The organism is Mycobacterium sp. RTGN4 (assembly GCF_033804635.1).
In the GTDB taxonomy this organism is placed as follows: domain Bacteria; phylum Actinomycetota; class Actinomycetes; order Mycobacteriales; family Mycobacteriaceae; genus Mycobacterium.
On record NZ_JAPZLB010000009.1, the window covers coordinates 257841 to 282332 of the forward strand.

Below are 24492 nucleotides of genomic sequence, written 5' to 3' on the forward strand. Positions count from 1 at the left end.
AGTGCGCGCTACGTTGGTGTGAAGATGCCGCTTCCCACGCCCACGCCGACCACCACCGCCGTCGTCACCGGAGCCTCGTCGGGCATCGGTGCCGACCTGGCCCGTGAACTCGCCTCCCGAGGCCACGGCGTCACGCTCGTCGCGCGCCGCGAGGACCGACTCAAGGACCTCGCCGCCGAACTCAAGAACGTTCGCGTCGAGGTCATCGGCTGCGACGTCGCCGATCCCCAGGCCAGGGCCAACCTGTTCGACGAAGTCGAGCGGCGCGGGCTCGCCGTCGACGTGCTGGTGAACAACGCAGGCATCGGCACCGTCGGGCCGGTGGTGGACTCCACGGTCGACGCCGAAATCGCCCAGGTGCGCGTCAACGTCGAAGCGGTCATCGACCTGACGACGCGTGCGGTTCAGCAGATGGTGCCCCGCGGTCGCGGCGCGATCCTCAACGTCGGATCCACCGCTGGGTTCCAGCCGTTCCCTGGCCAAGCCGGCTACGCAGGCACCAAGGCCTTCGTCCGCACGTACACCGACGGACTGCGCGCGGAACTCGCCGGAACCGGGGTGACGCTCGCGACGCTGCACCCGGGTCCGGTACGTACCGAGTTCCTGGAGGTTGCCGGTGTGGACGAGAGGGCGTTCGCCGACGCGTTCCCCAAGTTCATGTGGGAGCCGTCGCGCGAGGTCGCCAAGACGGGCATCGACGCGCTCGAACACGACCGCGGCAGCGTCATCCCAGGGCTACCGAATCAGGTCAGCACCCGGCTATTCAGCCTGATTCCGAACCGGTTCCTGTTGCCCCTGCTAGCCAAACAGCATCCGGCGCTGCGCAACTCAGTGAGCTGACCCGGGCCACGCCCGCATCCAGCCCTCGACCGGAAGGTCGAGCCCGTTGCACAGCGAGCAGATCGTCCTGTACCAACCGACGGCGATGAGTAGCTCCATGCGCTGCTCGTCATCGAGGCTGTCGCCCAAGGCATTCCACGTCTCTGCCGTCCAACTGCCGGTGCGCTCGAGCTCGTCGACGGCCGCGATCAGCGTGCGTTCGTCGTCGCTCCACGCCACCTCGGCTCCCGTGACAAGGGCATCGCACTCGTCGTCGCCGACCCCCGCGATGGGTCCCCAGAAAGCGGCCTGCCCGCCCCACTCGTAAGCGCAGCCCACCAATGCGCAGATTCGCAGGATCGCGATGGTGCGCGCCCGCGGCGGAAGACGCGTGTCGACGTACAGGGCCTCACCCAGCTTGCGCAGCTTCGCGGCCAGCGCCGGATGCCTTTGTAGGCAACGCACTAGCAGCAACGGCTCATAGGTGCGGTCGGGGTGGCCCCAGCTGTTGATGCCGGCCGTGTCTTCCTCGCTCCACGGGGGAGCGAGCGGCGCGACCCTGCTCACGCTCGATCGATTCCCCGGTCGCTGCGCTCCTGCCCGCCGGGGGCGGGTTGGCGGCCGCGCACCAGCTTGCCGGGGCGGGCATCGGTCGGCACGCCGTGCTCGGCGATGACCTCGCCGGAGACGATGGTCGCGACGTAGCCGTCGGCGCCCTGGTCGAGGCGGCGGCCGCCGGCGGGCAGGTCGTGCGCGATGACGGGGCGGTGCACCTTCACCGCGGCGTGGTCGATGACGTTCAGGTCGGCCTTGTACCCGACGGCGATGCGCCCGCGGTCGGCAAGGCCGGCCACCCTGGCCGGTACCGAGGTCAGTTCGCGCACCACCTCGGCCACGGTGAATCGCCCCGACGCCCGGTCGCGGGCCCAGTGTGCGAGCAGGAACGTGGGAAAGCTTGCATCGCAGATCATTCCGTAGTGCGCACCGCCGTCGCCGAGCCCGAGTACGACGTCGTCGCGGCGGAGCAACTCGGCCACGGTGTCCAGCGAGTTGTCGCGGAAGTTGGCCAGCGTGACGAGCAGCATGGCGTGGCCGTCGTCGTCGAGGCAGCGGTCATAGGCCTCCTCGAGCGGGTCGACGCCGCGGGCTCGCGCCCTGGCTCCGATGCTGTCGGCGGGTGACGGTTCGTAGTTCGGTGGATCGCCGAGTGGATACATGTAGTCCCATGCCTGCGACGCGAACATCAGTGGATGCCCCTGACTGCCCGGCTTGTCGGTCAGGATGCGTTGGCGCACTTCTGGTTTGCGCATCTCGGCGACGCGCTCCTCCAGTGGCAGATGGGCGAGTTCCTGGTAGCTCGGATACGTGACGAACGGGTTGCCGGACAGCTCAAGCCCGATGACCAGTCCGATGGGGCGAGGGAAGATCTGCGCGCTGATCTCGCCGCCGTTGTCGTTGGCCTTTTCCACCATGCGCAGCGCGTCCAGATGCAATGGCGGACCGGCGTTTCCGATTGCCAGCGTGAACGTGACAGGCAGTCCGACGTCGGTGGCCACGTCGAACACCGTTTGCAGCGCCTGTTCGTAGTCTGTCGCCAACAGATCGGGGACGAACTGGATGAGTCCACCGCCCGCATCGTCGACGCCACGGGCGATGGCCTCGAGTTCGGCCTGGGCGGCGTCGTAGCTCGGGATGGGCTGACCGCTCTCGGTCTTGTGGATGGTCAGCCGCGACGACGCGAAGCCCAGCGCGCCAACGGATATGGCCTCGGCCGCCAACTTGCGCATCATGGCCAGGTCCTCCGGGGTGGCCTGGTCGCGGTCCACCCCGCGCTGGCCCATCACGTACACGCGCAGCGGCGAGTGCGGAAGGAACGCCGCCACGTCAATGTCGCGCCGACCGGCCTCCAGCGTGTCGAGGAATTCGGGGAACGTCTCCCACGACCACGGCAACCCGTCGACCATGACGACGCCGGGAATGTCTTCGACACCGGCCATTACGTCGACCAGCACGCCGTGGTCCTCGGCGCGGCATGGCGCGAACCCGACACCGCAGTTGCCCATCACCGCGGTGGTGACACCGTGCGCCGACGAGGGCGTCATGCGGTCCGACCAGATGGCCTGACCGTCGTAGTGGGTGTGGAGATCGACGAAGCCGGGGGTGACGAGCAGCCCGGTCGCATCGAGTTCGCGGGCGGCGGACCCCTCGACGGTCCCGACCGCGGTGATGACGCCGTCGGCGATTGCGACGTCGCCGACGTACGGTTCACCGCCAAGTCCGTCGACGATGGTGCCGTTGCGGATGATCAGCTCGTATGCCATCAATCGAATGTACGACCGCCTCCTGGGTACATGCCAGGATGAGCCCATGATCGATCACTTTGGAATCATCTGTGCCGACTATGGCAAGTCCAAGGCGTTCTACGACGACGTGCTCGGCGCGCTGGGCTACACCAGGCAGATGGATGTCGGGCCTGCCATCGGGTACGGCCGCAACGGCAAGCCGGACTTCTGGCTGGAGGATGCGAACGACAGGGGTCCGCTCGAGCCGATCCACTTCGCCTTCCAGGCCGCGGACACCGACGAGGTGAAGGCCTTCTACGACGCCGCGATGAATCACGGTGTCGAGTCGTTGCACGCACCGCGCATCTGGCCCGAGTATCACCCCGGCTACTTCGGCGCCTTCGTCCGCGATCCGGACGGCAACAATGTCGAGGCGGTGTTCCACGGAGGCGCTCCGGCGCCGACCGACGGCGACGGAGGCGCTCCGGCGCCGACCGACGGCGACGGAGGCGCTCCGGCGCCGACCGACGGCGACGGAGGCGCTCCGAAGGGCTAGACGGAACCGAGCGCTTCGGCGTACTCGTCGCGCAACGCTGCCCAACCCCGCTCGAGCGCGGCGGGTCCGGTGGCCCGTGGAGTGTCGGCGCCGTCGAGCGCCTCGTCCAGTACGGTCAGACAGACGTCCCAACCGGCGGCGTTCATGGCGGCTGGATCCCGTTGCCGCATAGTCTGCTCCAACGTCAATCGACAACCGGAGGCCGTCGGTACCACCCGCCACCGAATCACGTCGTCGCCCCAGCGGTGCACCAGTTCCCGCTGCGGTTCGACCGAGATGACCTCGCCGTCGATCGGGTCGTCGCCAGGATGCTCGCGCACCTGTCGCGCGCCCGCGGCGTCGAACGGCAGATCCGGCACGATCGGCGACCAGCGGGCCAGCCGGGCGGGATCGGTCAGCCACGGCCACACCACCTCGGGCGGGTGGGGGAAGTCGCGCTCGAGCGTCAAAACCCAAGCGCCGTCACGGCTTTTCAGTGTCGCATCCATTGTCACGATTGCTCCTCGTCGATCAGGTCGCCCAGCCGGTCCAGGCTCATCGACCACTTGCGGTGGTACGGCGTGACCCATGCCAGTACCGCGGGCAAGGGATCGTCGGCCAATCGGTAGACGCGACGCTTGCCGTCCACCGCGACGTCCACCGTGCCTGCGTCACGAAGCACCGCGAGATGCTTTGACACCAGCGATTGTGAAATATCAAGGTGTACAACGAGTGTGCTCACGTCGGCGGCGCCGGTCCGCAGGGTATCGATGATGCGACGCCGGGTCGGGTCGGCGATCACGGTGAACGCGTCCACCCCTCCATACGACTACACCTTCATATGAATGTCAAGGCATATGAAGGCAGCGGGTAGCGTCAGCGTCATGGCTGACTCCGACTCCGATGCCGTCCGCGAGTTTCTCCGCGACTCCTTCACCCGGTTGATCGAACACGCCGAAGACATCACCGACGGGCTCACCGACGAGGTCTCGTTCCATCGCCCGACGCCGGACGCCAACAGCATCGCGTGGCTCGTCTGGCACAGCGCGCGGGTGCAGGACTTTCAGCTGTGCGACGTCGCGGGCGAGGAACAGATCTGGCTGCGCGACGGTTGGGTGGACCGCTTCGCGTTGGACTTGCCGCGCGACTCCCATGGCTATGGCCACACCCCGGAAGACGTCGGCAAGGTCCGCGCGCCTGCCGAGTTGCTGGCCGCGTACTACCGCGCGGTGCACAAGGTCACGCTGGAGTACATCGCCTCGGTGACGCCAGCAGAGTTGGCGCGCATCGTGGACAGGCGTTGGACACCGCCGGTGACGGCCAGCGCTCGGCTGGTCAGCATCATCGATGACTGTGCCCAGCACCTGGGCCAGGCGGCCTACGTCCGGGGGATCGCCGGTTGACGACGGCGGTTCGCATCTGGCCGCCGATCGGTTTCGCAGCCATGCTCATTCTCGGTTGGGCGGTCCGCAGTGGCCCGATAGGTATCGACCGGTGGTTTCAGCAGTTGCGCCATGGTCCCGCGCAATGGCTGCTGGTGTTCACCGACCCTCGGGTCTTGGTGCTGATATGGCTGGCGGTGCTGGCCGTGGCGGCCTACCGGCGGCGGTGGCGGCTGGTGGCCGCGATCGTCGTTTCGCCCGTGGTGGCGCTCGTACTCGAACAATCGCTGAAGCGGCTGTTCGGACGTGAAAAGGGCGCGGCCTCGGGGTCGCTTGCCTACCCAAGCGGTCACACGACCGTGATGGTCGTCGTGGTGGGCATGGTGTTGCTGGTCGTCGGGGCCGGGCTGTGGGCACTCGCTGCTGCGGCCGTGTACTGCCTGCTCGGCATGATCGGCCAAGGCGCGACGTACCACTACTTCACCGACACGGTTGGTGCGCTGCTGCTAGGCACGGCCATCGTGTGTGTGGCCGCGCGCGCCGTCGAACTTGACAGGTGTCAACCCCGCTGCGACCCACGTCACATCGATGGTTAGCATGGGTGTATGACAGCTACGCACGAAGTGGACGCGTCGACCGCAAGCATCAGCAATCCCGCAACCGGAGGCGTCGCAGGCACGGTGCGCTGGACGGAACCCGCCGACGTGCCTCGGATCGCGGCAGGACTGCGCCAGGCGCAGCGGGAGTGGGAGGCCCGCGGCGCCGCGGGGCGCGCGAAGGTGTTGGCGCGCTTCGCAGTATGGATGGGCGAGCACCGCGACGAGATCGAGGCGCTGCTGATCAAGGAGACCGGCAAGTCGGCGACCGACGCCGCTCAGGAAGTGCCGCTGCTCATCATGATCGCCTCGTACTACATCAAGACCATGGAGAAGGCGCTGGCGCCGGAGTCCCGGCCCGCAGCGCTGCCGTTCCTGGCGATCAAGAAGGTCACCGTGTACTACCGGCCCCGCCCGGTCGTGGCCATCATCGCGCCGTGGAACTACCCGGTCGCCAATCTGCTGATGGACGGCCTCGCTGCGCTGGCCGCCGGGTGCGCCGTGCTGCTCAAGCCGTCTGAGCGGACGCCGCTCACGGCCGAACTGTTGCTGCGTGGCTGGATCGACTCGGGCGCGCCCGAGGTGATGGCGATCGTCCAGGGTGCGCGCCCGGCTGTCGAGGCCGTCGTCGACAACGCCGACTACATCCAGTTCACCGGATCCAGCGCGACGGGCGCGAAGGTCATGGAGCGGGCCGCACGCAGGCTGACCCCGATCAGCCTGGAACTCGGCGGCAAGGATCCGATGATCGTGCTCGAGGACGCCGACGTCGAGTTGGCCGCCCACGCCGCGGTGTGGGGCGCGATGTTCAACGCCGGCCAGACGTGCGTGTCGGTCGAGCGGGTGTACGTGCTGGAATCCGTGTACGACGCGTTCGTCGACGCTGTGGTGCGCGACGTCAAGAACCTGAAGATGGGTGCCGGCGAAGGCTATGACTTCGGCGCGCAGATCGATGACAGCCAGGTGGCCGTCACCGAGCGCCACGTCGCCGACGCCGTTGCGAAGGGCGCCAAGGTGCTCACCGGCGGTGAGCGTCCGGCCGGGCCTGGCAGCTTCTACCCGCCGACGGTGCTCGTCGATGTCGACCACTCGATGTCAGCCATGACGGAGGAGACCTTCGGTCCGACGCTGCCCATCATGAAGGTGGCCTCGGTGGCCGAGGCGGTGCGGCTGGCCAACGACAGCCCGTACGGGCTGAGCGCGTCGGTGTTCTCCAAGGACATTGAAAGGGCGAAAGACGTTGCCGTGGAACTCGATTGCGGTGCGGTCAACATCAACGACGTCATCTCCAACTTGATGTGCACCACCGCTCCGATGGGCGGCTGGAAGACCTCAGGCATCGGGGCACGGTTCGGCGGTGCCGACGGGCTGCGGAAGTTCTGTCGTCAGGAGGCGGTCGTCGCGCCCCGCACCAGCGTCGGCGCGGGTGGCAACTACTACAACAATTCGCTCAAGGCGATGAAGCGGATGAACACGATGATGACCAAGCTGGCGCTGGCCCGCCCCAAGCGCGCCGCGAAGTAGGTCATCCGGGCAACTCTGATGGTTGCACGCTGCGGAGCGTGCTCGTGACGAACTTCCTGAGCACGTCCTCGCGTTCGGCGCTCAACTCCCTGTTCGTCATGAGCAGAGCATGAAGACCGACGAGGAAGAACGCAGCGCTCTGGAGTGAGTCGACGTCGTCGTAGAGCTCGCCGCGATGTCGCGCGCGCTCGATCTCAGCGGCGAGCAGGACGTACGTCGGGTGCTGGGACCACTGTTCTTCGCCCAGCCTGGTCGGCGAGAAGTAGAGCCCGATGACATCGCGGAATAGCCCAGCGCCCCATTGCTTTTCGAGTGCCACGACGAGCCTGATGATTTCTTCCAGCACCGCCTGCAGGTCGTGGGGCGATTCGAGGAAACGACTGAGTTCCTCGCCGAGTCGGCTCTCGTCGCGGCGAATCAGCTCGAGGAGCACGTGGTCCTTCGTCGGGAAGTGGAAGTAGAACGTGCTCCGGGAGACGCCCGCAGACTCGGCGATGGCGTTGATATCGGCCGAGCCGGCACCGGATCGTTGGAACTCCACGATGGCCGCGTCGAGCACGCGGGCGCGTGTTTGACGTCGCTGAGCCTCCCGCCCGATCACACCGTCTCGCACGTGACCATTGTGCATCAGGGAAGGAGATCGCTGACGTTTGTCATCGAAACTGGTCAGAATTGCGACTGTATGGCGAACAATGACTGCGCAGCCGCCGCAATTTCATTGTCATCTGTCAGTGAGCGTGCTAGACCTGTCACAACGCGGGATGACGAACTCGAGAGGACTCATATGGTGGCGACGCAATCACAAAGCCGAGACAGGCGTGTGTCGATCAACACCAGGGGTCAACGGATCCTCTTGTGGACGGCGCCGCCGGCCATGGTGTTGTTCGCGCTCGCCTACCTTCTGTTTCCGGTCATGTCACCGCCGCTGTCGCCGACGTTGACGCCTGTTGAGGTCGCGGCGTTCTTCAGGGACTACAACACGGGGATTCTCGGCGTCGTGATCCTCTGCAATCTGATCGCCGGGTCGCTCGTTCCCCTGTTCGCCGTCACCGCCGTACAGATGTCCCGCACCGGAACGTCGAGCAGCGTCTTCACCTACGCCTACATCGTCTGCGTCGGAGCTGGCACGACTGCGTTCATCCTCGCTGATTACTGCTGGGGGGTAGCCGCTTTCAGGCCCGACCGCGATCCGCAGCTGATCAGTCTGCTGAACGACATGGCGTGGTTCTTCTTCATCGCTCCGGTCGGCACCATCGTGGTGCAGAACCTCTGCCTCGCGGTCAGCATCTATCTCGACGAGCGACCCGACCCCATATTTCCGCGCTGGGTGGCGCACTTCAACGTCGCCTGCGCCGTACTCCTGGTTCCCGGCGCGTTCTCGATTCTGTTCAAGACTGGCCCGCTGGCATGGGACGGCAGCGTGTCGTTCACGCTCCGAATCGTGGTGCTTGGGAGCTACCTCGTGGTGATGTTCCTGGTGCTGCTGCGCATCGTCAATCGTCAAGGAGAAGAGCAGGCGGTGCTTGTATGACCGACGGCATCGCAACGGCGCGGTGGCGCAGGAACCGCAAACTCGATCAGTGGATTGCCTTCTGGACCGTTCCGTTCTTCTTCAACTTATTCGGAATCGTGTTCGTGCCCCTGAGTTGGATGATGCCGCCGCGATCGCCGAGCAGTTCGGAGTCGCAGATCGTCGACTTCATGCAGTCCCACAATCTGCTCATCGCGTGCGCAATCCTGACTGTCTCGTTCGGCCTGGCGCCGCTGTCGAACGCCGTCTACCTCATCCAGATCAAGCGCATGTCGGTTTCTCCGGTGTTCCGGTACTCGGTGATGGTGGGTTCGATGACCGGCGCGATCGTCGGCATGTTGTTTCCGATGTTCTGCTTCGGCCTCGGCGCGTTCCGCTCCGGATACGATCCGTCGATTCTGGCGATGCTCTACGACTTCGGATATCTGGCGTACATCGGCTCGCTGGGCTGCTTCTGCGTCATGTGGATGGCCTTCGGGCTGGCCATCATTCTCGACAAGAACAACATCCTCCCGAAATGGCTTGGCTACTACACCGTCTGGCAGTACGTCACCGAACTGATGGCCGCGCCGGTATGGATCTCGAAGTCCGGGCCATTCGCGTGGAACGGGCTGATGACGTTCTGGTTCGCGATGGTGCTCTACGTGTCTTGGCAGATGATCGTCTACGTCTGCATCTACCGGGCTATCAAGAACCAGCCCGACGATGAACTCGAGAACGCCTGGCTCGATGGCGATTCCGCATCGCGCGGCCCCAGACTGCGGGCGAGCGCATGACCGACGTCGCCGAGGGGCCACTGGCGAGCGTCGGGGAGAAGACGCGAGATGCGAAGGTGCGCGGTCACATTCCCGGTGAATCCAGCATGTGGTTCTTCGTCATCGGCGACCTGCTCATCTTCGGCGTGTACTTCGTCGCCTACATGTACTACCGCGGGCAGGACCACGAACTGTTCCTGCAGAGTCAGGCTCGGCTGAACCTGGACATCGGCGCGATCAACACGATCGTGCTGCTCACCAGTTCGCTCTTCGTCGCGCTCGGCACGTCGGCTGCACGCGCCGGCAAGACGGCGGATGGTGTGCGGCTCTTCGCAATTGCGGTGGCCTGCGGTGCGGCGTTCCCGCTGCTGAAGCTGTTCGAGTACGTCCCCGAGATCACCGCTGGCGTCACCCCTGGCACGAACCTGTTCTTCATGTACTACTTCGTGATGACGGGCCTGCACCTGTGTCACGTCTTGCTCGGTTTGGTGATCCTCTGCTTCGTCATCCGCAATCTGCGCGGATCGGCGAAACCCAACATCTCGTTCGTGGAAACCGGTGCCACCTATTGGCACATGGTCGACATCCTTTGGCTCATTCTGTTCGCGCTGCTCTACTTGATGAGGTAGTCCGTGGTCACCTATATCCGCAACCCGCTGACAGTCGTGTGGGCAGTGCTCACACTCATCACCGTCGTGTCGTGGCTGACCGCCAGAGACGGTGGCTCCGCACACGTCGTCAACGCGACCGTCACCGTCGTCGTGCTGCTGATCGCGGTGGTGAAGACACATCTGGTGATCTGGCACTTCATGGAGGTGCGAACCTCGGCACTGTGGTTGCGGGTGACCACGAGTGCGTGGTTGGTCGCGCTCTTCGCGCTGCTCCTGAGGTTCTACTTCGTCGCGCTGTAGTCACACCCAGTCCGCGCTACCTGCCGTTCATCTGCCCGTCACCCTCGCTTATGCGTGGGTCGATATCTTCTGCCGGTGACCCTGCTTGAAGGAACTGAGCACTACTCCGTCCGCGACGACGACGATGACGACCCCGTGCTGGTACACCACCCCAGCGGGGCCGACGTCGACACGTGGCGCGAGGGCTACCCGTACGAAGAGCGCATGTCGCGACACGACTACGAGGAGCAGAAGCGGCTACTTCAGATCGAACTGCTGAAGCTGCAGGTGTGGAGCCAGACCAACGGACTGCGCCACGTCGTGGTGTTCGAGGGTCGTGACGCAGCGGGCAAGGGCGGCACCATCAAGCGGTTCATGGAGCATCTCAATCCGCGTGGCGCCCGCGTCGTCGCGCTGGAGAAGCCCACCGACCGCGAACGCACCCAGTGGTACTTCCAGCGCTACGTCACGCACCTGCCCGCCGCTGGCGAAATCGTGCTGTTCGACCGGTCCTGGTACAACCGGGCCGGGGTCGAGCGGGTGATGGGGTACTGCACGCCCGAGCAGCATGCCGAGTTCATCAGCCAGGCGCCGCTTTTCGAACAGATGCTGGTCAACGACGGCATCAGCCTGACCAAGCTGTGGTTCTCGGTGACGCAGGCCGAGCAGCGCACGCGCTTCACCATTCGCCAGGTCGACCCGGTGCGCCAGTGGAAGCTCTCGCCGACGGACCTCGCGTCGCTGGACAAGTGGGAGGCCTACACCGCGGCCAAGGAAGCCATGTTCGAGCTCACCGACACCGACGTCGCGCCGTGGACGGTGGTCAAGAGCAACGACAAGAAGCGCGCCCGCATCAACGCCATGCGATACGTACTCGGTAAGTTCGACTACGACAACAAGGACCGCGAGGTGGTCGGGGTAGCCGACCCCCTCATCGTGGGGCGCGCACTGACCGATTGATTCGGGTAGCTCGGGCGCCTGTCCGGACAGGAGGTGGCGCCCGTGCGGTTCATGGCGACCCTTCTGCTGTGGGTGCTGACGACGGCGGCCCTGTTGGTCGCGATCCCTGCGACGTGGGCCCAGCACAACGCGGTCGATGGAGCTGGCTACAGCCAGCTCGCGACGTCGGCGGCCAAGGATCCGAACGTGCAGTCGGCGATGGCAGAGGTACTGACTACGCAGCTGGTGCAGTTGGCGGGCCGCAGCGGCTACGACGTCACCCCGAACCTGCTCGGCGCAGCGGCGCGATCGTATACGAGCAGTTCGGCGTTTCCCGGGCAGTTCGCGTTGGCCAACCAGCTGGTGCACCGGTGGCTTTTCACCGACGCCGTCGCGCAGTCCGACGCTTCCGGGCGCTGGGAGCTCGACCTCTCGCCGATGTTGTCCGACAGTTCGTTTCAGCAGACGCTTCAGGATTACGGCATCACGGCTCCCAAGACGTTGGAGCTGCCACTCACCGAGCACGTGTCCGATTCTTTGCGGCCGGGGCAGCTGCGACAGGCGGCCACGTGGGGGCCGTGGGTGAGCGTGGGCTCCGCGATCCTGACAGGCGTGCTCGCGCTGCTGACCCTCGCGACGGCCCGGAGTCGCGGTAAAGCGCTTGGCGCACTGGGAGTTTCCGCGCTACTTGTCGCGGCGGCCGGGTGGGCCGGGATCGAAATGGCCCGCGGCCGGGTCGACGACCTGCTCAACGGCACCAACGCCGACGTACGTCAGCTCGCGACGGCCATGGTCGACCACGCGATCGGCAGCATGCACATGTGGCTGAATCTGACGCTGGCCGTCGGCGGCGCGCTGGTCGTGCTCGGAGTTGTCTTCGCAGTAGCAGGTGGAATGCGAAGGGGCGCTTAGTTTTCGAGGAGGGCGTGTGAGTATCTATCAAGACTTGCTGAGCGAGGGCGACGGTGCGACGGAGCGATTCGTCGAGGTCAGCCGCCGCGAGCACAGCGCGGTAGTCATGCTCAACGAACCCGAGCGCCTGAACGTGCTGAGCGCGCCGTTGGTCAGGCAGGCTAAGGCGGCGCTGACCGAACTCGCGGCGGATCCAGCCATCCGCACCGTGGTGCTGACCGGTGCGGGCCGCGGTTTCAGCGCAGGCGGTGACCTGAAGATGATGCTTGCGGCCGAGGAACATCTCGGCGACGCCGAGGGCGCCACCGACATCTGGCGTTGGATCCGGTACGAATTCGGCGGCGTCGCACGGCTGATTGCCCGCAGCGACACCGCGTTCATCGCCGCCATCAACGGGCCCGCGGCCGGAGTCGGGCTGGCCTGGGCCCTGACTTGCGACGTGATCCTGGCGTCCGAGGATGCGTTGATCGTGCCCGCGTTCGGCCGGCTCGGGCTGGTGCCGGAGGTCGGCACGTCGTGGGCGCTGACCCGGCGGCTGGGCTATCAGGGTGCGTTCGCGTTCTTCGCGGGCGGGGCTCCGCTGACGGCCCGTCGCGCGCTCGACATCGGGCTGGTGCAGGAAGTCGTCGCACCCGAGGACCTGATGAAGGCCGCCGATGCATGGTGCGACCGGATCGGCGCGATGCCGCCGCATGCCATCGCCATGGCCAAACCGCTTCTGCGCCAGGCGGCCGATGCGACGTGGGACACCACGATCACGATGGAGGAGTTCGCCGAACCGAACTGCTTCACGACGGGGGCGTTCCAGCAGACTGTCCGGAGCATGACTGAAGGTCGCTAGCGGCCTGCACGTCCACGCTCATTGGAGCTGACCTTGCCATTATCGCTGTTGGGTGTAAAGGTCAGCTCATGCCGTTCGTTTCGGACATCGTCGGGCCGCAACGCCCGGTTCCGGGATGGCCGGTGCCCGGGCCAGGCACGATTCGGCGCACCAGCACCATCGACACGCATCCCGACGGTCCAGGCCGGTTCCATGCCGACTTGCGTGCACGCGACGTTCGGATCGACGTGGACGGCACCGCCGAAGTGGTCGACGACGTCGTCGTACGCGCTCAGCTCAGCGCCGGGGTGATCGAGGACATCGGTGGCGACGACGACCGGCTGCAGCAGCTGCGCGGTAGCCGCGTCGGCTCCGGTTTCCGCGCCACGATCACCAAACTGCTCGGGCCCGACGTCGAGCGGTCGACGGCCCTGCACCTGCTGCTCGACGATTGGGTGGGTGCCTCGCTGGTATCCGGTTACGGCACATTGCATGCCGCCATCGTCGACGGCACCGAGGCGCCGATGGGCGACCATGTGGCCGACCACCTGGCCGGTATCTGTTCCGGGTTCGCGCCCGATGCGTCCGTCGTCGACTTCACCCGCCGCAACTTACTGATGCCCTGCGGTATCGGACCTTCCGCGCCTGTGCTGACCGATTCGGCCGACGACGCGCTACATCCCACCGAACCCCTTCGCCCGCACGGGATGCGGCGTTTGCGCCGGCTCGACCTTGATCCCGAGCACGGCGCGTTCGATGCTCACTTCCGGGATTCGCACGTCGACGGCTCCGGCGTGGAGACCGTCTTGCACGAATACACGGTCGTCGGCCTCGTCGACTTCGCCACGCGCACCCTCAGTGAAGTCGACGCTGCCGCAAGGGTTTTGCCATGGCAGGAGTGCCCTGGCGCACTCGCGAGTGCGGGCCGGGTGAACGGTATGACGGTCGGCGAGCTGCGCAACCGCATCCGCACTGAGTTTGTCGGCACCTCCACGTGCACGCACCTCAACGACACCTTGCGGTCGCTGGGGGATCTCGGTGCGCTCATGGACCGCTACGCGGCACGGAGCGCGCGTTGACGGATGCGGACGCCACGGCGTACTTCGAACACGACGGTGCTCGCTTCGTGCCGCGGCGGATGGCCAAGGGCGGCTGGGGCGAGTCGGTCAGCGGGCACGTCGTCGGCGGCCTACTGGGCTGGGCGGCCGAGCGCGCGGTCGACGATGACGAGCTACAGCCCGCGAGGCTCACCGTCGACCTACCCCGGCCAACGGCGCTGGAACCGGTCGAGCCGCGCACGCAGGTGCTGCGCGACGGCAAACGGCTGAAGCTGGTGGAGGTCACGCTGGTTCAGCGCGGCAACGCCGTCGCCCGCGCGACCGCGTTGTTCCTGCGGCGCTGCGAACAACCTCCGGGACAGGTGTGGACGGAGCAGGTGTCGATGCCGCCGATTCCCCCCGACGACGAAGTGGCCAAGGCGGCGTTGTTCGTTCGGACTTACGGGTGGGGCGCTCCTGTCCAGAATCCCGACCCGAACTGGGCAGGCGAGACCGGGGCGAAGTTCGCGTGGCTCAACCTGGCCGTGCCCTTGTTCGACGGCGAACCGCTGACCCCGCTGGTGCGCGCCGCCATGGCCGCGGACGTCACGGCATCGCTGTGCAACTGGGGCACGGCGGGTCTGGAGTTCATCAACGCGGACTACACGGTGACGCTCGGCAGGCTACCGGAAGGCTCTGCGCTCGGGATGGCTTCGCACAGCCACTACAGCAGCGCCGGGGTGGCGACTGGCTCGGCGACGTTGTTCGACCGCCGCGGTGCCGTCGGGTCGTGTGTCTCGGTTGCGCTGGCTCATTCCGGATTTCTTGCTCCACCGCCCTAGGGCTCAACGGGCGGCGCGGAACGTCACCGGCAATCGTTGCGGGGAGCGGAAGATCAGGCCTTTGATGTCCGCGTCCTCGCCGGGCACCAACGCAATGTCCTCGAGTTGGTCGAGCAGGCTGACCAGCGCCACACGAGTCTCGGTGCGCGCCAGGTGAAGGCCGAGGCAACTGTGCTCGCCTGCGGCGAATGAGATGTGCGGCTTCGGCTCGCGGGTGATGTCGAACTCCTCGGAGCGGTCCCAGCGGGCCTCGTCGCGATTGGCCGCACCGATACCCATGTTCACGCTCGCGCCGGCCGGGATGCACTTTCCGCGCAGTTCGACATCCCTTGTCGCGGTGCGCATCACCGTCGTCAGTGGCGTCTCGAAGCGCAGCGCCTCTTCGATCGCCCTCGGGATCATCGAGCGATCGGCCCGCAACAGGGCGAGCTGCCCGGGGTGGGTGAGCAACAGGTTCAGCAGATTGCTCGACGAGCGGAACGTGGTCTCCAGCCCGGCCGGCAGCAGCAGCCGGAGGAACGAGATGATGGCCTCGTCGGTCAGCTTCTCGCCGTCGACCTCGGCTGCGACGAGATCGCCGATGATGTCGTCGGTCGGCTTCGAGCGGCGCTGATCGACCTGCTCGCCGAAGTACGTCTGCAGTTCCGCCGATGCCACCAGGCCGGCCTCGATGTCGGTCTGTATCGAGATCAGCTCGAACGAGAGCTTGCGAAACGAGTCGAGGTCCTCGGCGGGCAGTCCGAGCAGCTTGGAGATGATCCGCGTCGGGAATTCGAACGTCAGGTCCTTGATGAGGTCGGCCTCGCCGCTGGCCTTGAAGTCGTCCACCAGGCCGCGGCAGATCGGCTCGATGTAGTCCGGTTCCCACCGCGCCAGGGACTTGGTGCGGAAGGCCTTGGCCACCAGGCTCCGATGCGCGTGGTGTTTGTGGCCCGTCATGCTCAGGATCGTCGGGCCGATCACCAGGCCGATCGTCTCGTCGTAGCGGGCCGAGGAAAACGTCTCGTGGTCGCGGAACGCCAGGGATACGGAGTCGAAGTCCATCAACGTCCACTCATCGGAGGGGCGAAGCTCTTCTGGCTCCTGCGAATGGTCAAGCGCGGCGCCGTGCCAGATGGGGTCGGTCCGGCGCTTGTATCCGAAGAACGGGTACGGGCTTGTCTCGCCGGTGAAGTCGATGTCGGGCTCTTGCTCGTCGGTCGTCATCGACATGGGTGTTCCTTTGGTTGGTGTTCGGCGCAGCGCGATGGGAAGCTTGGGAGGCGATGGGTACGTACTGGGAGTTGGTCGCGGCCGCCGCAGCCCGCGATCCTGATCGGACGGTGTTGAGCGACGACCACGGTCGCAGCCTCACCGCGCAGGACCTCCACGACACCGCATGCGCCACCGCGGCCGCGTTCGCCGCGCGCGGGGTGGGCGCTGGTGCGGTCGTGTCGTGGCAACTCCCGACGACCTTGGAGACCATGGTCGTGATGGCGGCGTTGACTCGCCTTGGGGCCGTGCAGAATCCGATCATCCCCATCTTGCGGGAGAAGGAGGTCGGCTTCATCACGGCGGAGTCGGGTACCGAGTTCCTGCTGGTGCCCGAGACGTGGCGCGGGTACGGCCACGGTGCGCTGGCCCGGGCGCTGGCGGCCGCAGGCGGGTTCGAGGTCATCGTGATCGACCACGACACCTCGCCGGAGCGCGGTCTGCGGTGCCCCCAGGGCGACCCGTCCGGGCTGCCCCCCGCACCGGAGGACGACGAAGCGGCCCGGTGGATCTACTACTCGTCGGGCACCACTGCTGCCCCAAAGGGAGTGCGGCACAGCGATGTTTCGATCGTCGCGGGCTCGGCAGGGGTCGTCGGCATGGTCGGGACGGCCAAGCTTGACGTCAATCCCATCGCCTTCCCGATCTCGCACATCGGGGGCGCGGCGATGTTGGCCGCCGCCCTGCTGACCGACATGAGGCTGGTGCTGTTCGACGCCTTCGACCCCGCCGCCACACCGCTCGCCATCGCTGCGCACCGACCGACGTTCCTCGGCACGGCCACGCCCTTCTACGTCGCGTATCTGGCGGCACAGCGGACGCACGGGGCGGAGCCATTGTTCCCCGCGCTGAGGGCCTGCCTGGCGGGCGGCGGTCCGATCACTCCCGAACTCGGGCGTCAGGTACGCGAAACGCTTGGCGTGCAAGGGATCGCCAACGCGTGGGGGCTCACCGAGTTCCCCGTTGCCACTTCGCCCTCCTTCGACGCGGTTCCGGACCTGTTGGACCACACGGTGGGCAAACCCGTGCCAGGAGTGTCGGTCCGCGTCGCCGACGACGGCGAACTGCTGTTGAAGGGGCCGCAGTGCTTCCTTGGCTACGTCGACGCCGAGCTCGACGCCGACGCGTTCGATGCCGAAGGTTGGTTCCGCACAGGTGATCTCGGAACCATCGATGCCGAAGGCAATGTCCGGGTGACCGGACGTACCAAGGACGCCATCATCCGCAACGCGGAGAACGTCTCGGCGCTCGAGGTCGAGGGCGTGTTGGCCACCTGCCCGGGAGTAGCCGACGTGGCAGTCATCGGGGTACCCGACCGGATCACCGGCGAGCGCGTGTGCGCGGTGGTGGTGCCCAGTGGGGACGGCGCGGTCACCTTGCAGACGCTCGTCGAACACTGCCTCGCGGCCAAGCTGGCGCGCTACAAGCATCCTGAGCGCATGGAAGTTCTCGAGGTCCTGCCGCGCAACGCGTTGGGAAAGGTGCTCAAAAAGGAGCTGCGCACGACGTTCGGCTGAGTCCGTCGCCGGCGCGCTGCGCATGTCACTGGCCGTTGCGCCGGGGGCGGCTCGGCGACGGTCCGGCGAATCCCCGCACGGCGTGCTCGCGCACGAACGCCGACACCGCTTGCGGATCGGTGGTGTCGAGGCGTGCGGATGGAGTCGTAAACAGCGAGAACAGTATTCGCGAAAACCACTCCGCGGCCGCTTCGACATCCAAGTCCTTGCGGACTTCGCCGGTGAGTTTGGCCGCGGTGAGGTACGGGGTGAGGAACTCGCCGCATTCGCGGAGCAGCTGCGCGGCGTTCTTGGTGAGCAGGAGGTTGACTTCGTCTGCGTCGAAGTACTTCTCGGGCTCGATGAACTGGCGTCCCCGTGTCACCACGGCGCCAGCGCGGCCGAGCCTGTCCTCCAAGGTGCGTCCCCGGTCCATCGCCAGTGCCATTTCGCGGTAGAACAGCTGCGAGACGTGCTCGGCGCAGGCCGCCACGATCGCGGCTTTGTCTGGGAAGTATTCGTAGACGGTGCTTCGCGACATGCCTGCGGCGCGGGTGATGTCGACGACCGTCGTCTTGCGCAATCCCTTGGTCTGGAAGCACTTCAGGGCGGCCACGATGATGGCCACCCGAGTGTCGGTCGTCGTCGCCTGGGTCACGGCCGCTCCAGGATGAGCGCGCTGGTGGGCACGCCGGTCCCAGAGGTGACCAGCACGTGCTCGACGTCGTCGACCTGGTTGAACGAGGTGCCTCGGACCTGGCGGACGCCTTCGGTGATGCCGTTCATCCCATGGATGTAGGCCTCTCCGAGCAGTCCGCCGTTGGTGTTGATGGGCAGCTCTCCGCCGAGCGAAAGGCGCTCGACGGTGGCGAAGTCCTTGGCTTCACCGCGACCGCAGAACCCGAGCTCCTCAAGTTGGGCGAAGACGAAGGGCGTGAAGTGGTCGTAGAGGAACGCGGTCTGGATGTCACGTGGTTTGAGTCCGGAGTCCCGCCAGAGCTTTTCGGCGACCACACCCATTTCGGGGAGCCCGGTGATGTCGTCGCGGTAGTAGCTCGTCATCACCTCGCCGTCGGGCGCCGCGCCCTGCACCGCGGCCGTGATGACGGCAGGCTTCTTGGCGAGGTCGCGGGCGCGTTCGACGCTGGTCACCACGAAGGCCACCCCACCGTCGCTCTCCTGGCAGCAGTCGAGCAGCCGTAGCACCGGTTCGATGATCCACCGCGAGTTCTGGTGTTCAGTCAGCGTGATCGGCCGCTGAAAGAACCACGCGTCGGGATTGCGGGCGGCGTGCGCACGGTCGACGACGGAGATCCGCCCGAAGTCTGCGTTGGTCACCCCGTAGGTCGACATGTAGCGCTGCGCGTGCAGGGCGACCCACCCGGCGGGTGTCATGAGCCCGAACGGGGCGTACGGCGCGAGCCAGAGCGGGGTGGTCGCCCCGGTGCGGCTGGCCCCGCCGAAGCGAAATCCGGAGCGCTCGTTGAAGGCCCGGTAGCAGACCACGACGTCGGCCGTACCGGTTGCGACGGCCATGGCGGCCTGCACCACGGTGCCTGCGGCGGCCCCGCCCCCGTGGGGCACCCTGGTGAAGAACGTCAGGTTTCCGATGCCGACGTTGCGGGCGACCTCGATCTCCTCGTTGGAGTCGACGGAGAACGTGACCATCCCGTCGACGTCGCTTGGCTTGAGGCCGGCATCACCGATGGCGGCTTTGACTGCCTCGCAGGCCAACTGGAGTTCGGTGCGCCCGGACTCCTTGGAGAACTCGGTCTGGCCGATGCCGACGATCGCGGCCTTGCCGCCCAGGGTGCTGGTCATCCGCCGACCCTGTCGTCGAGCAGGCTGACGAGCGCGGTGCCGGTGACGTGGTCGCCCAACTTGTTGGCGCCCTTGAAGGTGAGCTCGAGTAGCCCTTCGCCAGGACCGCCCTCGGCGATGTTCGTGACCGTTCCCGTGAAGCGCAGCGGATCGTCGGGGAAGGAGGGCACGCCCAGGCGGATCGCCAGTTTCTTGACCATCGTCTCGGGGCCTGCCCAATCGGTCAGGAACTTCACGCACAGCCCGTTGGTGCTCAGGATGTTCATGAAGATGTTGGGTGAGCCCTGACGCTTGGCGAACTCGACGTCGTGGTGCACCGGCATGTAGTCGCGCGACGCGATGGCGCCCGCCACGATCACCGTCGCCGTCACCGGAACGTCGAGCGGGGTGACTTCGTCGCCCACCTTGATCGTGCGCCAGTCGAGCGTGGCGGCGGTCGTCATTCCGATACTCCGTCCGTGTAGGTGCTTGCCAGGTAAGCCAATTGAGGCGTGGCGGGGCCGAGCGCGAGTTCGTTGTGCTTACCCCACCGAAAGTAGCGGGACAGTGGATACGTCACGTCGATTCCGATGCCGCCGTGCACCTGCTGGGCGGTCGCGACGACGCGCTGGCCTGCCTCGGCGGCCCAGAACTTCGCGATGCGCGCGGCGCGGTCGGCCGGCCTGCCCTCGGCCAGCAGCCACGCCGCATGCCAGGTGGTCCAGCGGATGGCCTCGACGTCGATGAAGGCGTCCGCCATGCGCTGCTGGACGGCCTGGAAACTACCGATGGGCCGCCCGAACTGCTCGCGCCCGGAGGTGTAGGTCGCAGCGATGCGCAGGGCCCGCTCGGTGACGCCGAGTTGAATGGCGCAGAGCCCGACGAGCGCCCGGTCGTAGAGCGCGGCGACGTCCCCGCCGGTGCCCAGTCGCTCGGCCTTCACGCCGTCGAACCGTACGTCAGCGTGGGGCTGGCCACCGATAGTGGGCGCCGGATCGACCGCCACTCCGTCAGTGTGCAGGTCGACCAGGAACAGCCCGGCGTGATCGTCGGTACGCGCTGAAACCACTGCCACGTCCGCGATTTGGGCGGCCGGCACCAGATCCTTGACTCCGTCGATCCGCCAGTCGTTCCCGTCGGGGCGGGCGGTGGTGACCGGTTTCGTTGGGTCGGACCGGTTGGGCTCGGTGATGGCCGCGGTCAGCAACCGGGTTCCTGCGATCACGTCGGGCAGGTAACGCTGCAGCTGTGCATCCGTGCCGTACCGCGCGATCGAATCGGCGCCAAGCAGCAGCGTCGCATAGATGGGGACGGGGGCCACGCTCCAGCCGACCTCGGCGAGCAGAAGCCCCAGTTCCAGGAAACCGCGCCCGCTGCCGCCGACCGATTCGGGTAGCGCGATGCCGAGCAGATCGGCGGCCCCGAGCTCCTTCCACAGTGCGGCGTCGTATCGCACGTCGCCAGCTTCGAGCTCGGTGAGCCGTTCGGGTGTCGCGCGCCGTTCGAACAGGTCGCGCGCGACCCTGGCGATGGTCTCTTGCTCATCGCTAAACGTGAAATCCATGAGCGCTGCCTTACTGGGCCGGATGGAATTGGTGCAGTACCAAGGCGTCGTCGAACTCCTCGAAGCACACTTCGACGGGCATGCCGACCTGGACGTGCTCTGGCGCGATGTCGATGAGGTTGGAGACCAGCCGGATGCCCTCCTCGAGTGCGACGAGCACGACGATGTACGGGTACTCCATGAACGGCATGGGCGGGTACTGCGGCATCACCCAGCTGTAGACGGTGCCCCGCCCGGTCGCCTTGAGGGTGTCCCAGTCCAGCGACTGGCAGTGCGGGCACATCGGGCGCGGCGGGTTGCGCAGCGTGCCGCAGGCGCCGCAGCGCTGGATCAGTAACTCGTGGTTGCGCAGTCCGGCCCAGAAGAACTCCGTGTCGGGGCTGACGGTAGGGGCGAGTCGGGCGGCCATCTCAGCTCTCCTCAGTCTTGAATCGGAGCACCCGGAACCGTTGTCTGCCAAGGACTTCGTCGTACTGATCGCGATAAGTGGTCACCCAGGTCACGAAGTGTCCGGTGCCCATGGCGGTCTTCTTCTCGGTGGACACCTGCTCGATCTCCGTCGTCGAGGTGATGACGTCGCCGAGTCGGGGGTAGCGCTCGATCTCGAATTCGGAGTTGGTCGCCACCGTTCCGGTGAACCCCTCGTCCTCGATGAACTTCATGGGGTTGTGCTTGATCACCATCGGGACGCCGCCGCGGTCGGCGATGCCTTCGATCTTGGGCGGGGCCATCGTCCAGGTCTGCAGCATCACCGGGGACGAGACGATCGCGCCGAATCGGGACTTCGCCGCGAACTCGGGATCCAGGTAGACGGGGTTCATGTCGTCGAGTGCGTAGGCCCAGTGCCGGATCATCGGTTGGTTGACCGGATCCGGTGCCACGGCGGGCTTGCCCGAGCCGGTCGGCCGGCCGACCATGGCGTCGAGCTTGCGCTGAAATTCCTCGGTCACTTCGCGACTCCCGTCTGCGTCGGACGGGGTTCGCGTGGCATCCCCAGCCCGGCCATGGCGATGATGTTTCGCTGAATCTCGTTGGCGCCGCCGCCGAAGGTGTTGATCACCGCGGTCCGCACTGCGACCTCGAGCGCTCCGCGCAGGGGAGCGGCGGCCCCGGTCCGGCAGCCGGCCTGATCGAGGATCTCGAGCAGCGCACGCGCGACCTGCTGGGTCAGTTCGGTGCCGAAGACCTTCGCGGCCGACGCTTCGCCCATGCCGAGCACACCCTTGGTCATCGCCGCATTGACCCGCAGGTTGACCAGTTTGTAAGCCGCCACCTGAGCTTCGACGCGGGCGAGCGCGAGTTGGACCCACGGCTGGTCGATCACGAGGCCGTCATCCAACTCGGTGGTGCGCGCCCAGCGCAGCGTCTTCTCGAAGAGCGGCTCGACCGCACCCAGCGTGCCGAGTGCGGCGCGTTCGAAGTTCAGCTGGGTGGTGATGAGCTTCCAGCCCTCGTTCTCCTCGCCGACGATCGCGCTGACCGGTACGCGGACGTCGTCGTAGAACGTGTAGTACGTCGACACCCCCGGCATGGTGTGCAGTGGTTTCCACGAGAAGCCGGGCGCGTCTGTGGGCACGATCAACAGCGATAGTCCCTTGTGCTTCTTGGCCGTTGGATCGGTGCGCGCGGCCAGCCAGATGTAGTCGGAGCTGGCGGCGCCGCTGGTGAACATCTTCGCGCCGTTGACGACGTACTCGTCGCCGTCCCGCGTCGCGGTGGTCCGCACCGAGGCCAGGTCGCTGCCCGCGTCGGGCTCGGAGTAGCCGATCGCAAACTCCACCTCGCCCGCGAGGATGGCGGGCAGGAACCGCTCCTTCTGTTCCTCGGTGCCGAACGCCATCAACGTCGGGCCGACGGTGTTGAGCGTGACTATCGGGATGGGGGCGTTCACCCGTTTGGCTTCTTCGAAGAAGATGTACTGCTCGATCGCCGAGTAACCCTGTCCGCCAAACTGTTTGGGCCAGCCAACGCCCAGCAGCTCGGCGGCGGCCAATGCCCGGACACATTCCTTGACGGCCGGACCGCCCTCCATGCGTCCTGCCACGGCCTTGATGCGCTCGGGGGTCATCACGGCTTCGAGTTGGGCGCGCATCTTGGTGCGCAGTTCCTGCTGCTCGTCGGTGTACTCGAGGTGCATGTTCAACTCCCGCCTAGTCGAATGGGCATTCGCTTGACGCCGGGCACCATGGTCGCCAGCATGCGCTCGACATCGCCTGCGGATTCGATACTGGTGTAGCGCCGCAGCAGTTCCTCGAACATGATGGTGGCCTCGAGCCGGGCCAGCTGCGCGCCGATGCAGGCGTGCTCGCCGCAGCCGAAGGCGATGTGGGGATTCGGATTTCGGGTGATGTCGAAGTCCTCGGCGTCGGAACCGAAGATGTCCTCGTCACGGTTGGCCGACCCGTAGAACATGACGACGACCTCGCCCTTCCTGATCGTCTGCCCCCGAAGCTCGACGTCTTCGGTCGCGGTGCGCGCCATGTGAGTGACCGGCGTTGTCCAGCGCAACATCTCTTCCACGGCGCGGGGGATCAGGGTGGGGTCGTCGACGAGCAACTGGCACTGCTTGGGGTGGGAGATCAGGGCGAGCGTGCCAAGTGCGATCAGGTTGCGCGTGGTCTCGTTGCCTGCGACGAGCAGCAGGAAGGCGAACTGAAGCAACTCGTCGTCGGTGAGTTTCTCGCCGTCGACTTCGGCGTGGGCAAGGATCGACAGCACGTCATCGAACTCGTCGACCCGCCGCGCTGCGATGAGTTGTTGGAAGTATTCGAACAATTCGCCGATCGCCACGAACGGATCCAGCTCGATGGTGGGGTCGGCAATGCCGACGCATGCATCCGACCACACCCGGAAGCGCTCCCAGTCCGAAGCCGGGGCGCCGAGGATCTCGGCGATGAGCCGGGTCGGCAGGGGTGCGGCGATGCCCTCGGCGAACTCGAACGTCGCCCCTGGCTCGACGTCGGCGAGAATACCGTTCACCAAGTCGCGGATCTTCACTGCGAGCAGGCTCACCTGACGCTTGGTGAACCCGGCGCTGATGAGCTTGCGGAGCTGCCGGTGCCGCGGGGGATCGGTGAAGATCAGGTTGCCCTCCACCGCGGGCGACGGAATCGCGGGATCGGGCAGCGTGATGCCGAATGCCGACGAGAACTTGGCCGGGTTGCTCGACACGTACCGGATGTCCTCGTACTTCAGCAGCGCCCAGAACTTGGTGACGTCGTTCCAGCACACCGGCTCCGTGGCACGCAGCTCCCGGTACGTGGGATAAGGGTCGCCGACGAAGAATTCGGGCGAATGCAATACGTCCCTCGGGTGCACTTGCTCGACCACTCGAGGACTCCTTTGAATAGTCGAATCAATCGGACAGATCATGGCAAAGTGTTCGACAAAAGATGTCTACCGCGCTAGCGTACGTACTGTCAAGAACGGCTATTACGTGCTGTGGCAGTAAGTTCTATTGACGCCGCGTCGGATGCGGGTGTACACAGCGATGGAATATGTCTGACACCGAACAAGG

The 24492-nt window shown here is 66.2% G+C and carries 28 protein-coding genes and 2 pseudogenes; 15 read left to right on the forward strand and 15 right to left on the reverse strand.

Going from position 1 to position 24492, the window contains the following annotated elements:
* Nucleotides 1-24 precede the first annotated feature (24 nt).
* Nucleotides 25-840, forward strand: a complete 816-nt coding sequence (locus SLQ30_RS21025) for an SDR family oxidoreductase (RefSeq protein WP_319448058.1) — start codon at nt 25-27, stop codon at nt 838-840.
* Here the strand turns inward: SLQ30_RS21025 and SLQ30_RS21030 are convergent.
* Together SLQ30_RS21030 and SLQ30_RS21035 are read right to left on the reverse strand one after the other, a co-directional pair.
* On the reverse strand, nt 829-1386 hold the full coding sequence (locus tag SLQ30_RS21030; protein WP_319448057.1) for a carboxymuconolactone decarboxylase family protein: 558 nt from the start codon (nt 1384-1386) through the stop codon (nt 829-831). The two genes, SLQ30_RS21025 and SLQ30_RS21030, sit on opposite strands and share 12 nt — an antisense overlap.
* A complete protein-coding gene (locus SLQ30_RS21035; protein ID WP_319448056.1) occupies nt 1383-3140 on the reverse strand; it encodes an N-acyl-D-amino-acid deacylase family protein in 1758 nt (585 codons plus the stop codon). The genes SLQ30_RS21030 and SLQ30_RS21035 overlap by 4 nt, the downstream gene beginning before the upstream one ends.
* A 46-nt stretch (nt 3141-3186) precedes the next feature.
* Between SLQ30_RS21035 and SLQ30_RS21040 the strand changes: the two are divergent.
* Nucleotides 3187-3555: pseudogene (locus SLQ30_RS21040) on the forward strand (VOC family protein); the annotation flags it as partial.
* Between the two features lie 98 nt (nt 3556-3653).
* Here SLQ30_RS21040 and SLQ30_RS21045 read toward each other — a convergent pair.
* Both SLQ30_RS21045 and SLQ30_RS21050 read right to left on the reverse strand, forming a co-directional pair.
* Complete coding sequence (locus SLQ30_RS21045; RefSeq protein WP_319448292.1) at nt 3654-4145, reverse strand: SRPBCC domain-containing protein; 492 nt, start codon at nt 4143-4145, stop codon at nt 3654-3656.
* A gap of 2 nt (nt 4146-4147) precedes the next feature.
* Complete coding sequence (locus SLQ30_RS21050; protein WP_319448055.1) at nt 4148-4453, reverse strand: metalloregulator ArsR/SmtB family transcription factor; 306 nt, start codon at nt 4451-4453, stop codon at nt 4148-4150.
* Between the two features lie 67 nt (nt 4454-4520).
* Here SLQ30_RS21050 and SLQ30_RS21055 point away from each other — a divergent pair, with 67 nt between their 5' ends.
* From SLQ30_RS21055 to SLQ30_RS21065, 3 genes are read left to right on the forward strand one after another with little or no spacing between them, the layout of a single operon-like run.
* Complete coding sequence (locus SLQ30_RS21055; protein ID WP_319448054.1) at nt 4521-5039, forward strand: mycothiol transferase; 519 nt, start codon at nt 4521-4523, stop codon at nt 5037-5039.
* The gene (locus tag SLQ30_RS21060) at nt 5036-5614 is read left to right on the forward strand and encodes a PA-phosphatase (protein ID WP_319448053.1); all 579 of its coding nucleotides are present in this window, start codon (nt 5036-5038) and stop codon (nt 5612-5614) included. The genes SLQ30_RS21055 and SLQ30_RS21060 overlap by 4 nt, the downstream gene beginning before the upstream one ends.
* Before the next feature lie 9 nt (nt 5615-5623).
* On the forward strand, nt 5624-7138 hold the full coding sequence (locus SLQ30_RS21065; RefSeq protein ID WP_319448052.1) for an aldehyde dehydrogenase family protein: 1515 nt from the start codon (nt 5624-5626) through the stop codon (nt 7136-7138).
* Nucleotide 7139: 1 nt separating this feature from the next.
* Here the strand turns inward: SLQ30_RS21065 and SLQ30_RS21070 are convergent, their stop codons facing one another.
* Entirely contained in the window at nt 7140-7751 is a 612-nt protein-coding gene (locus SLQ30_RS21070; protein ID WP_319448051.1) for a TetR/AcrR family transcriptional regulator, read from the reverse strand.
* Between the two features lie 171 nt (nt 7752-7922).
* Here SLQ30_RS21070 and SLQ30_RS21075 point away from each other — a divergent pair, with 171 nt between their 5' ends.
* The 9 genes from SLQ30_RS21075 to SLQ30_RS21115 all read left to right on the forward strand — a co-directional run bounded on the left by SLQ30_RS21075 (nt 7923) and on the right by SLQ30_RS21115 (nt 14864).
* The gene (locus SLQ30_RS21075; protein ID WP_319448291.1) at nt 7923-8669 is read left to right on the forward strand and encodes a hypothetical protein; all 747 of its coding nucleotides are present in this window, start codon (nt 7923-7925) and stop codon (nt 8667-8669) included.
* Nucleotides 8666-9445, forward strand: a complete 780-nt coding sequence (locus tag SLQ30_RS21080; protein ID WP_319448050.1) for a hypothetical protein — start codon at nt 8666-8668, stop codon at nt 9443-9445. Before SLQ30_RS21075 ends, SLQ30_RS21080 begins: the two co-directional genes overlap by 4 nt.
* Nucleotides 9442-10053: a cytochrome c oxidase subunit 3 family protein gene (locus SLQ30_RS21085; protein ID WP_319448049.1), complete on the forward strand. Its 612-nt coding sequence runs from the start codon at nt 9442-9444 to the stop codon at nt 10051-10053. The genes SLQ30_RS21080 and SLQ30_RS21085 overlap by 4 nt, the downstream gene beginning before the upstream one ends.
* Before the next feature lie 3 nt (nt 10054-10056).
* Nucleotides 10057-10335 (forward strand): cytochrome C oxidase subunit IV family protein, encoded by a 279-nt coding sequence (locus SLQ30_RS21090; protein ID WP_319448048.1) that lies wholly within the window; start codon nt 10057-10059, stop codon nt 10333-10335.
* Nucleotides 10336-10410: 75 nt separating this feature from the next.
* Complete coding sequence (gene ppk2 / locus SLQ30_RS21095; protein ID WP_319448047.1) at nt 10411-11274, forward strand: polyphosphate kinase 2; 864 nt, start codon at nt 10411-10413, stop codon at nt 11272-11274.
* A 42-nt stretch (nt 11275-11316) separates the two neighbouring features.
* Complete coding sequence (locus tag SLQ30_RS21100) at nt 11317-12165, forward strand: hypothetical protein (protein WP_319448046.1); 849 nt, start codon at nt 11317-11319, stop codon at nt 12163-12165.
* Between the two features lie 16 nt (nt 12166-12181).
* Nucleotides 12182-13006 carry an enoyl-CoA hydratase/isomerase family protein gene (locus tag SLQ30_RS21105; protein WP_319448045.1) on the forward strand — a complete coding sequence of 275 codons (825 nt, stop codon included), beginning with the start codon at nt 12182-12184 and terminating at the stop codon, nt 13004-13006.
* A gap of 68 nt (nt 13007-13074) precedes the next feature.
* A complete protein-coding gene (locus SLQ30_RS21110) occupies nt 13075-14064 on the forward strand; it encodes a DUF2889 domain-containing protein (protein ID WP_319448044.1) in 990 nt (329 codons plus the stop codon).
* Entirely contained in the window at nt 14061-14864 is an 804-nt protein-coding gene (locus SLQ30_RS21115) for a thioesterase family protein (RefSeq protein ID WP_319448043.1), read from the forward strand. The genes SLQ30_RS21110 and SLQ30_RS21115 overlap by 4 nt, the downstream gene beginning before the upstream one ends.
* 3 nt (nt 14865-14867) lie before the next feature.
* Here SLQ30_RS21115 and SLQ30_RS21120 read toward each other — a convergent pair whose 3' ends face one another.
* Entirely contained in the window at nt 14868-16076 is a 1209-nt protein-coding gene (locus tag SLQ30_RS21120; RefSeq protein WP_319448042.1) for a cytochrome P450, read from the reverse strand.
* 53 nt (nt 16077-16129) lie between these two features.
* On the opposite strand from SLQ30_RS21120, the gene SLQ30_RS21125 reads away from it, so the two are divergent.
* Nucleotides 16130-17632: a class I adenylate-forming enzyme family protein gene (locus SLQ30_RS21125; protein ID WP_319448041.1), complete on the forward strand. Its 1503-nt coding sequence runs from the start codon at nt 16130-16132 to the stop codon at nt 17630-17632.
* A gap of 25 nt (nt 17633-17657) precedes the next feature.
* Here SLQ30_RS21125 and SLQ30_RS21130 read toward each other — a convergent pair whose 3' ends face one another.
* From SLQ30_RS21130 to SLQ30_RS21165, 9 genes and pseudogenes are all read right to left on the reverse strand, one after another.
* Nucleotides 17658-18269 (reverse strand): TetR/AcrR family transcriptional regulator, encoded by a 612-nt coding sequence (locus SLQ30_RS21130; protein ID WP_319448040.1) that lies wholly within the window; start codon nt 18267-18269, stop codon nt 17658-17660.
* Complete coding sequence (locus SLQ30_RS21135) at nt 18266-19432, reverse strand: lipid-transfer protein (RefSeq protein ID WP_319448039.1); 1167 nt, start codon at nt 19430-19432, stop codon at nt 18266-18268. The genes SLQ30_RS21130 and SLQ30_RS21135 overlap by 4 nt, the downstream gene beginning before the upstream one ends.
* On the reverse strand, nt 19429-19875 hold the full coding sequence (locus tag SLQ30_RS21140) for a MaoC/PaaZ C-terminal domain-containing protein (RefSeq protein ID WP_319448038.1): 447 nt from the start codon (nt 19873-19875) through the stop codon (nt 19429-19431). Before SLQ30_RS21140 ends, SLQ30_RS21135 begins: the two co-directional genes overlap by 4 nt.
* A complete protein-coding gene (locus SLQ30_RS21145) occupies nt 19872-20975 on the reverse strand; it encodes an acyl-CoA dehydrogenase family protein (RefSeq protein ID WP_319448037.1) in 1104 nt (367 codons plus the stop codon). The genes SLQ30_RS21140 and SLQ30_RS21145 overlap by 4 nt, the downstream gene beginning before the upstream one ends.
* Nucleotides 20976-20985: 10 nt before the next feature.
* Nucleotides 20986-21384, reverse strand: coding sequence for a Zn-ribbon domain-containing OB-fold protein (locus SLQ30_RS21150; protein WP_319448036.1), 399 nt, complete (start codon nt 21382-21384; stop codon nt 20986-20988).
* Nucleotide 21385: 1 nt separating this feature from the next.
* Nucleotides 21386-21892 carry a MaoC family dehydratase N-terminal domain-containing protein gene (locus tag SLQ30_RS21155; RefSeq protein WP_319448290.1) on the reverse strand — a complete coding sequence of 169 codons (507 nt, stop codon included), beginning with the start codon at nt 21890-21892 and terminating at the stop codon, nt 21386-21388.
* A gap of 29 nt (nt 21893-21921) precedes the next feature.
* Nucleotides 21922-22506 (reverse strand): acyl-CoA dehydrogenase family protein, encoded by a 585-nt coding sequence (locus SLQ30_RS33150; RefSeq protein WP_413468116.1) that lies wholly within the window; start codon nt 22504-22506, stop codon nt 21922-21924.
* A pseudogene (locus SLQ30_RS33155) lies at nt 22480-23112 on the reverse strand (acyl-CoA dehydrogenase family protein); the annotation flags it as partial. The pseudogene SLQ30_RS33155 and the gene SLQ30_RS33150, both read right to left, overlap by 27 nt.
* 2 nt (nt 23113-23114) lie before the next feature.
* Complete coding sequence (locus SLQ30_RS21165; RefSeq protein WP_319448289.1) at nt 23115-24275, reverse strand: cytochrome P450; 1161 nt, start codon at nt 24273-24275, stop codon at nt 23115-23117.
* Nucleotides 24276-24492 lie beyond the last annotated feature (217 nt).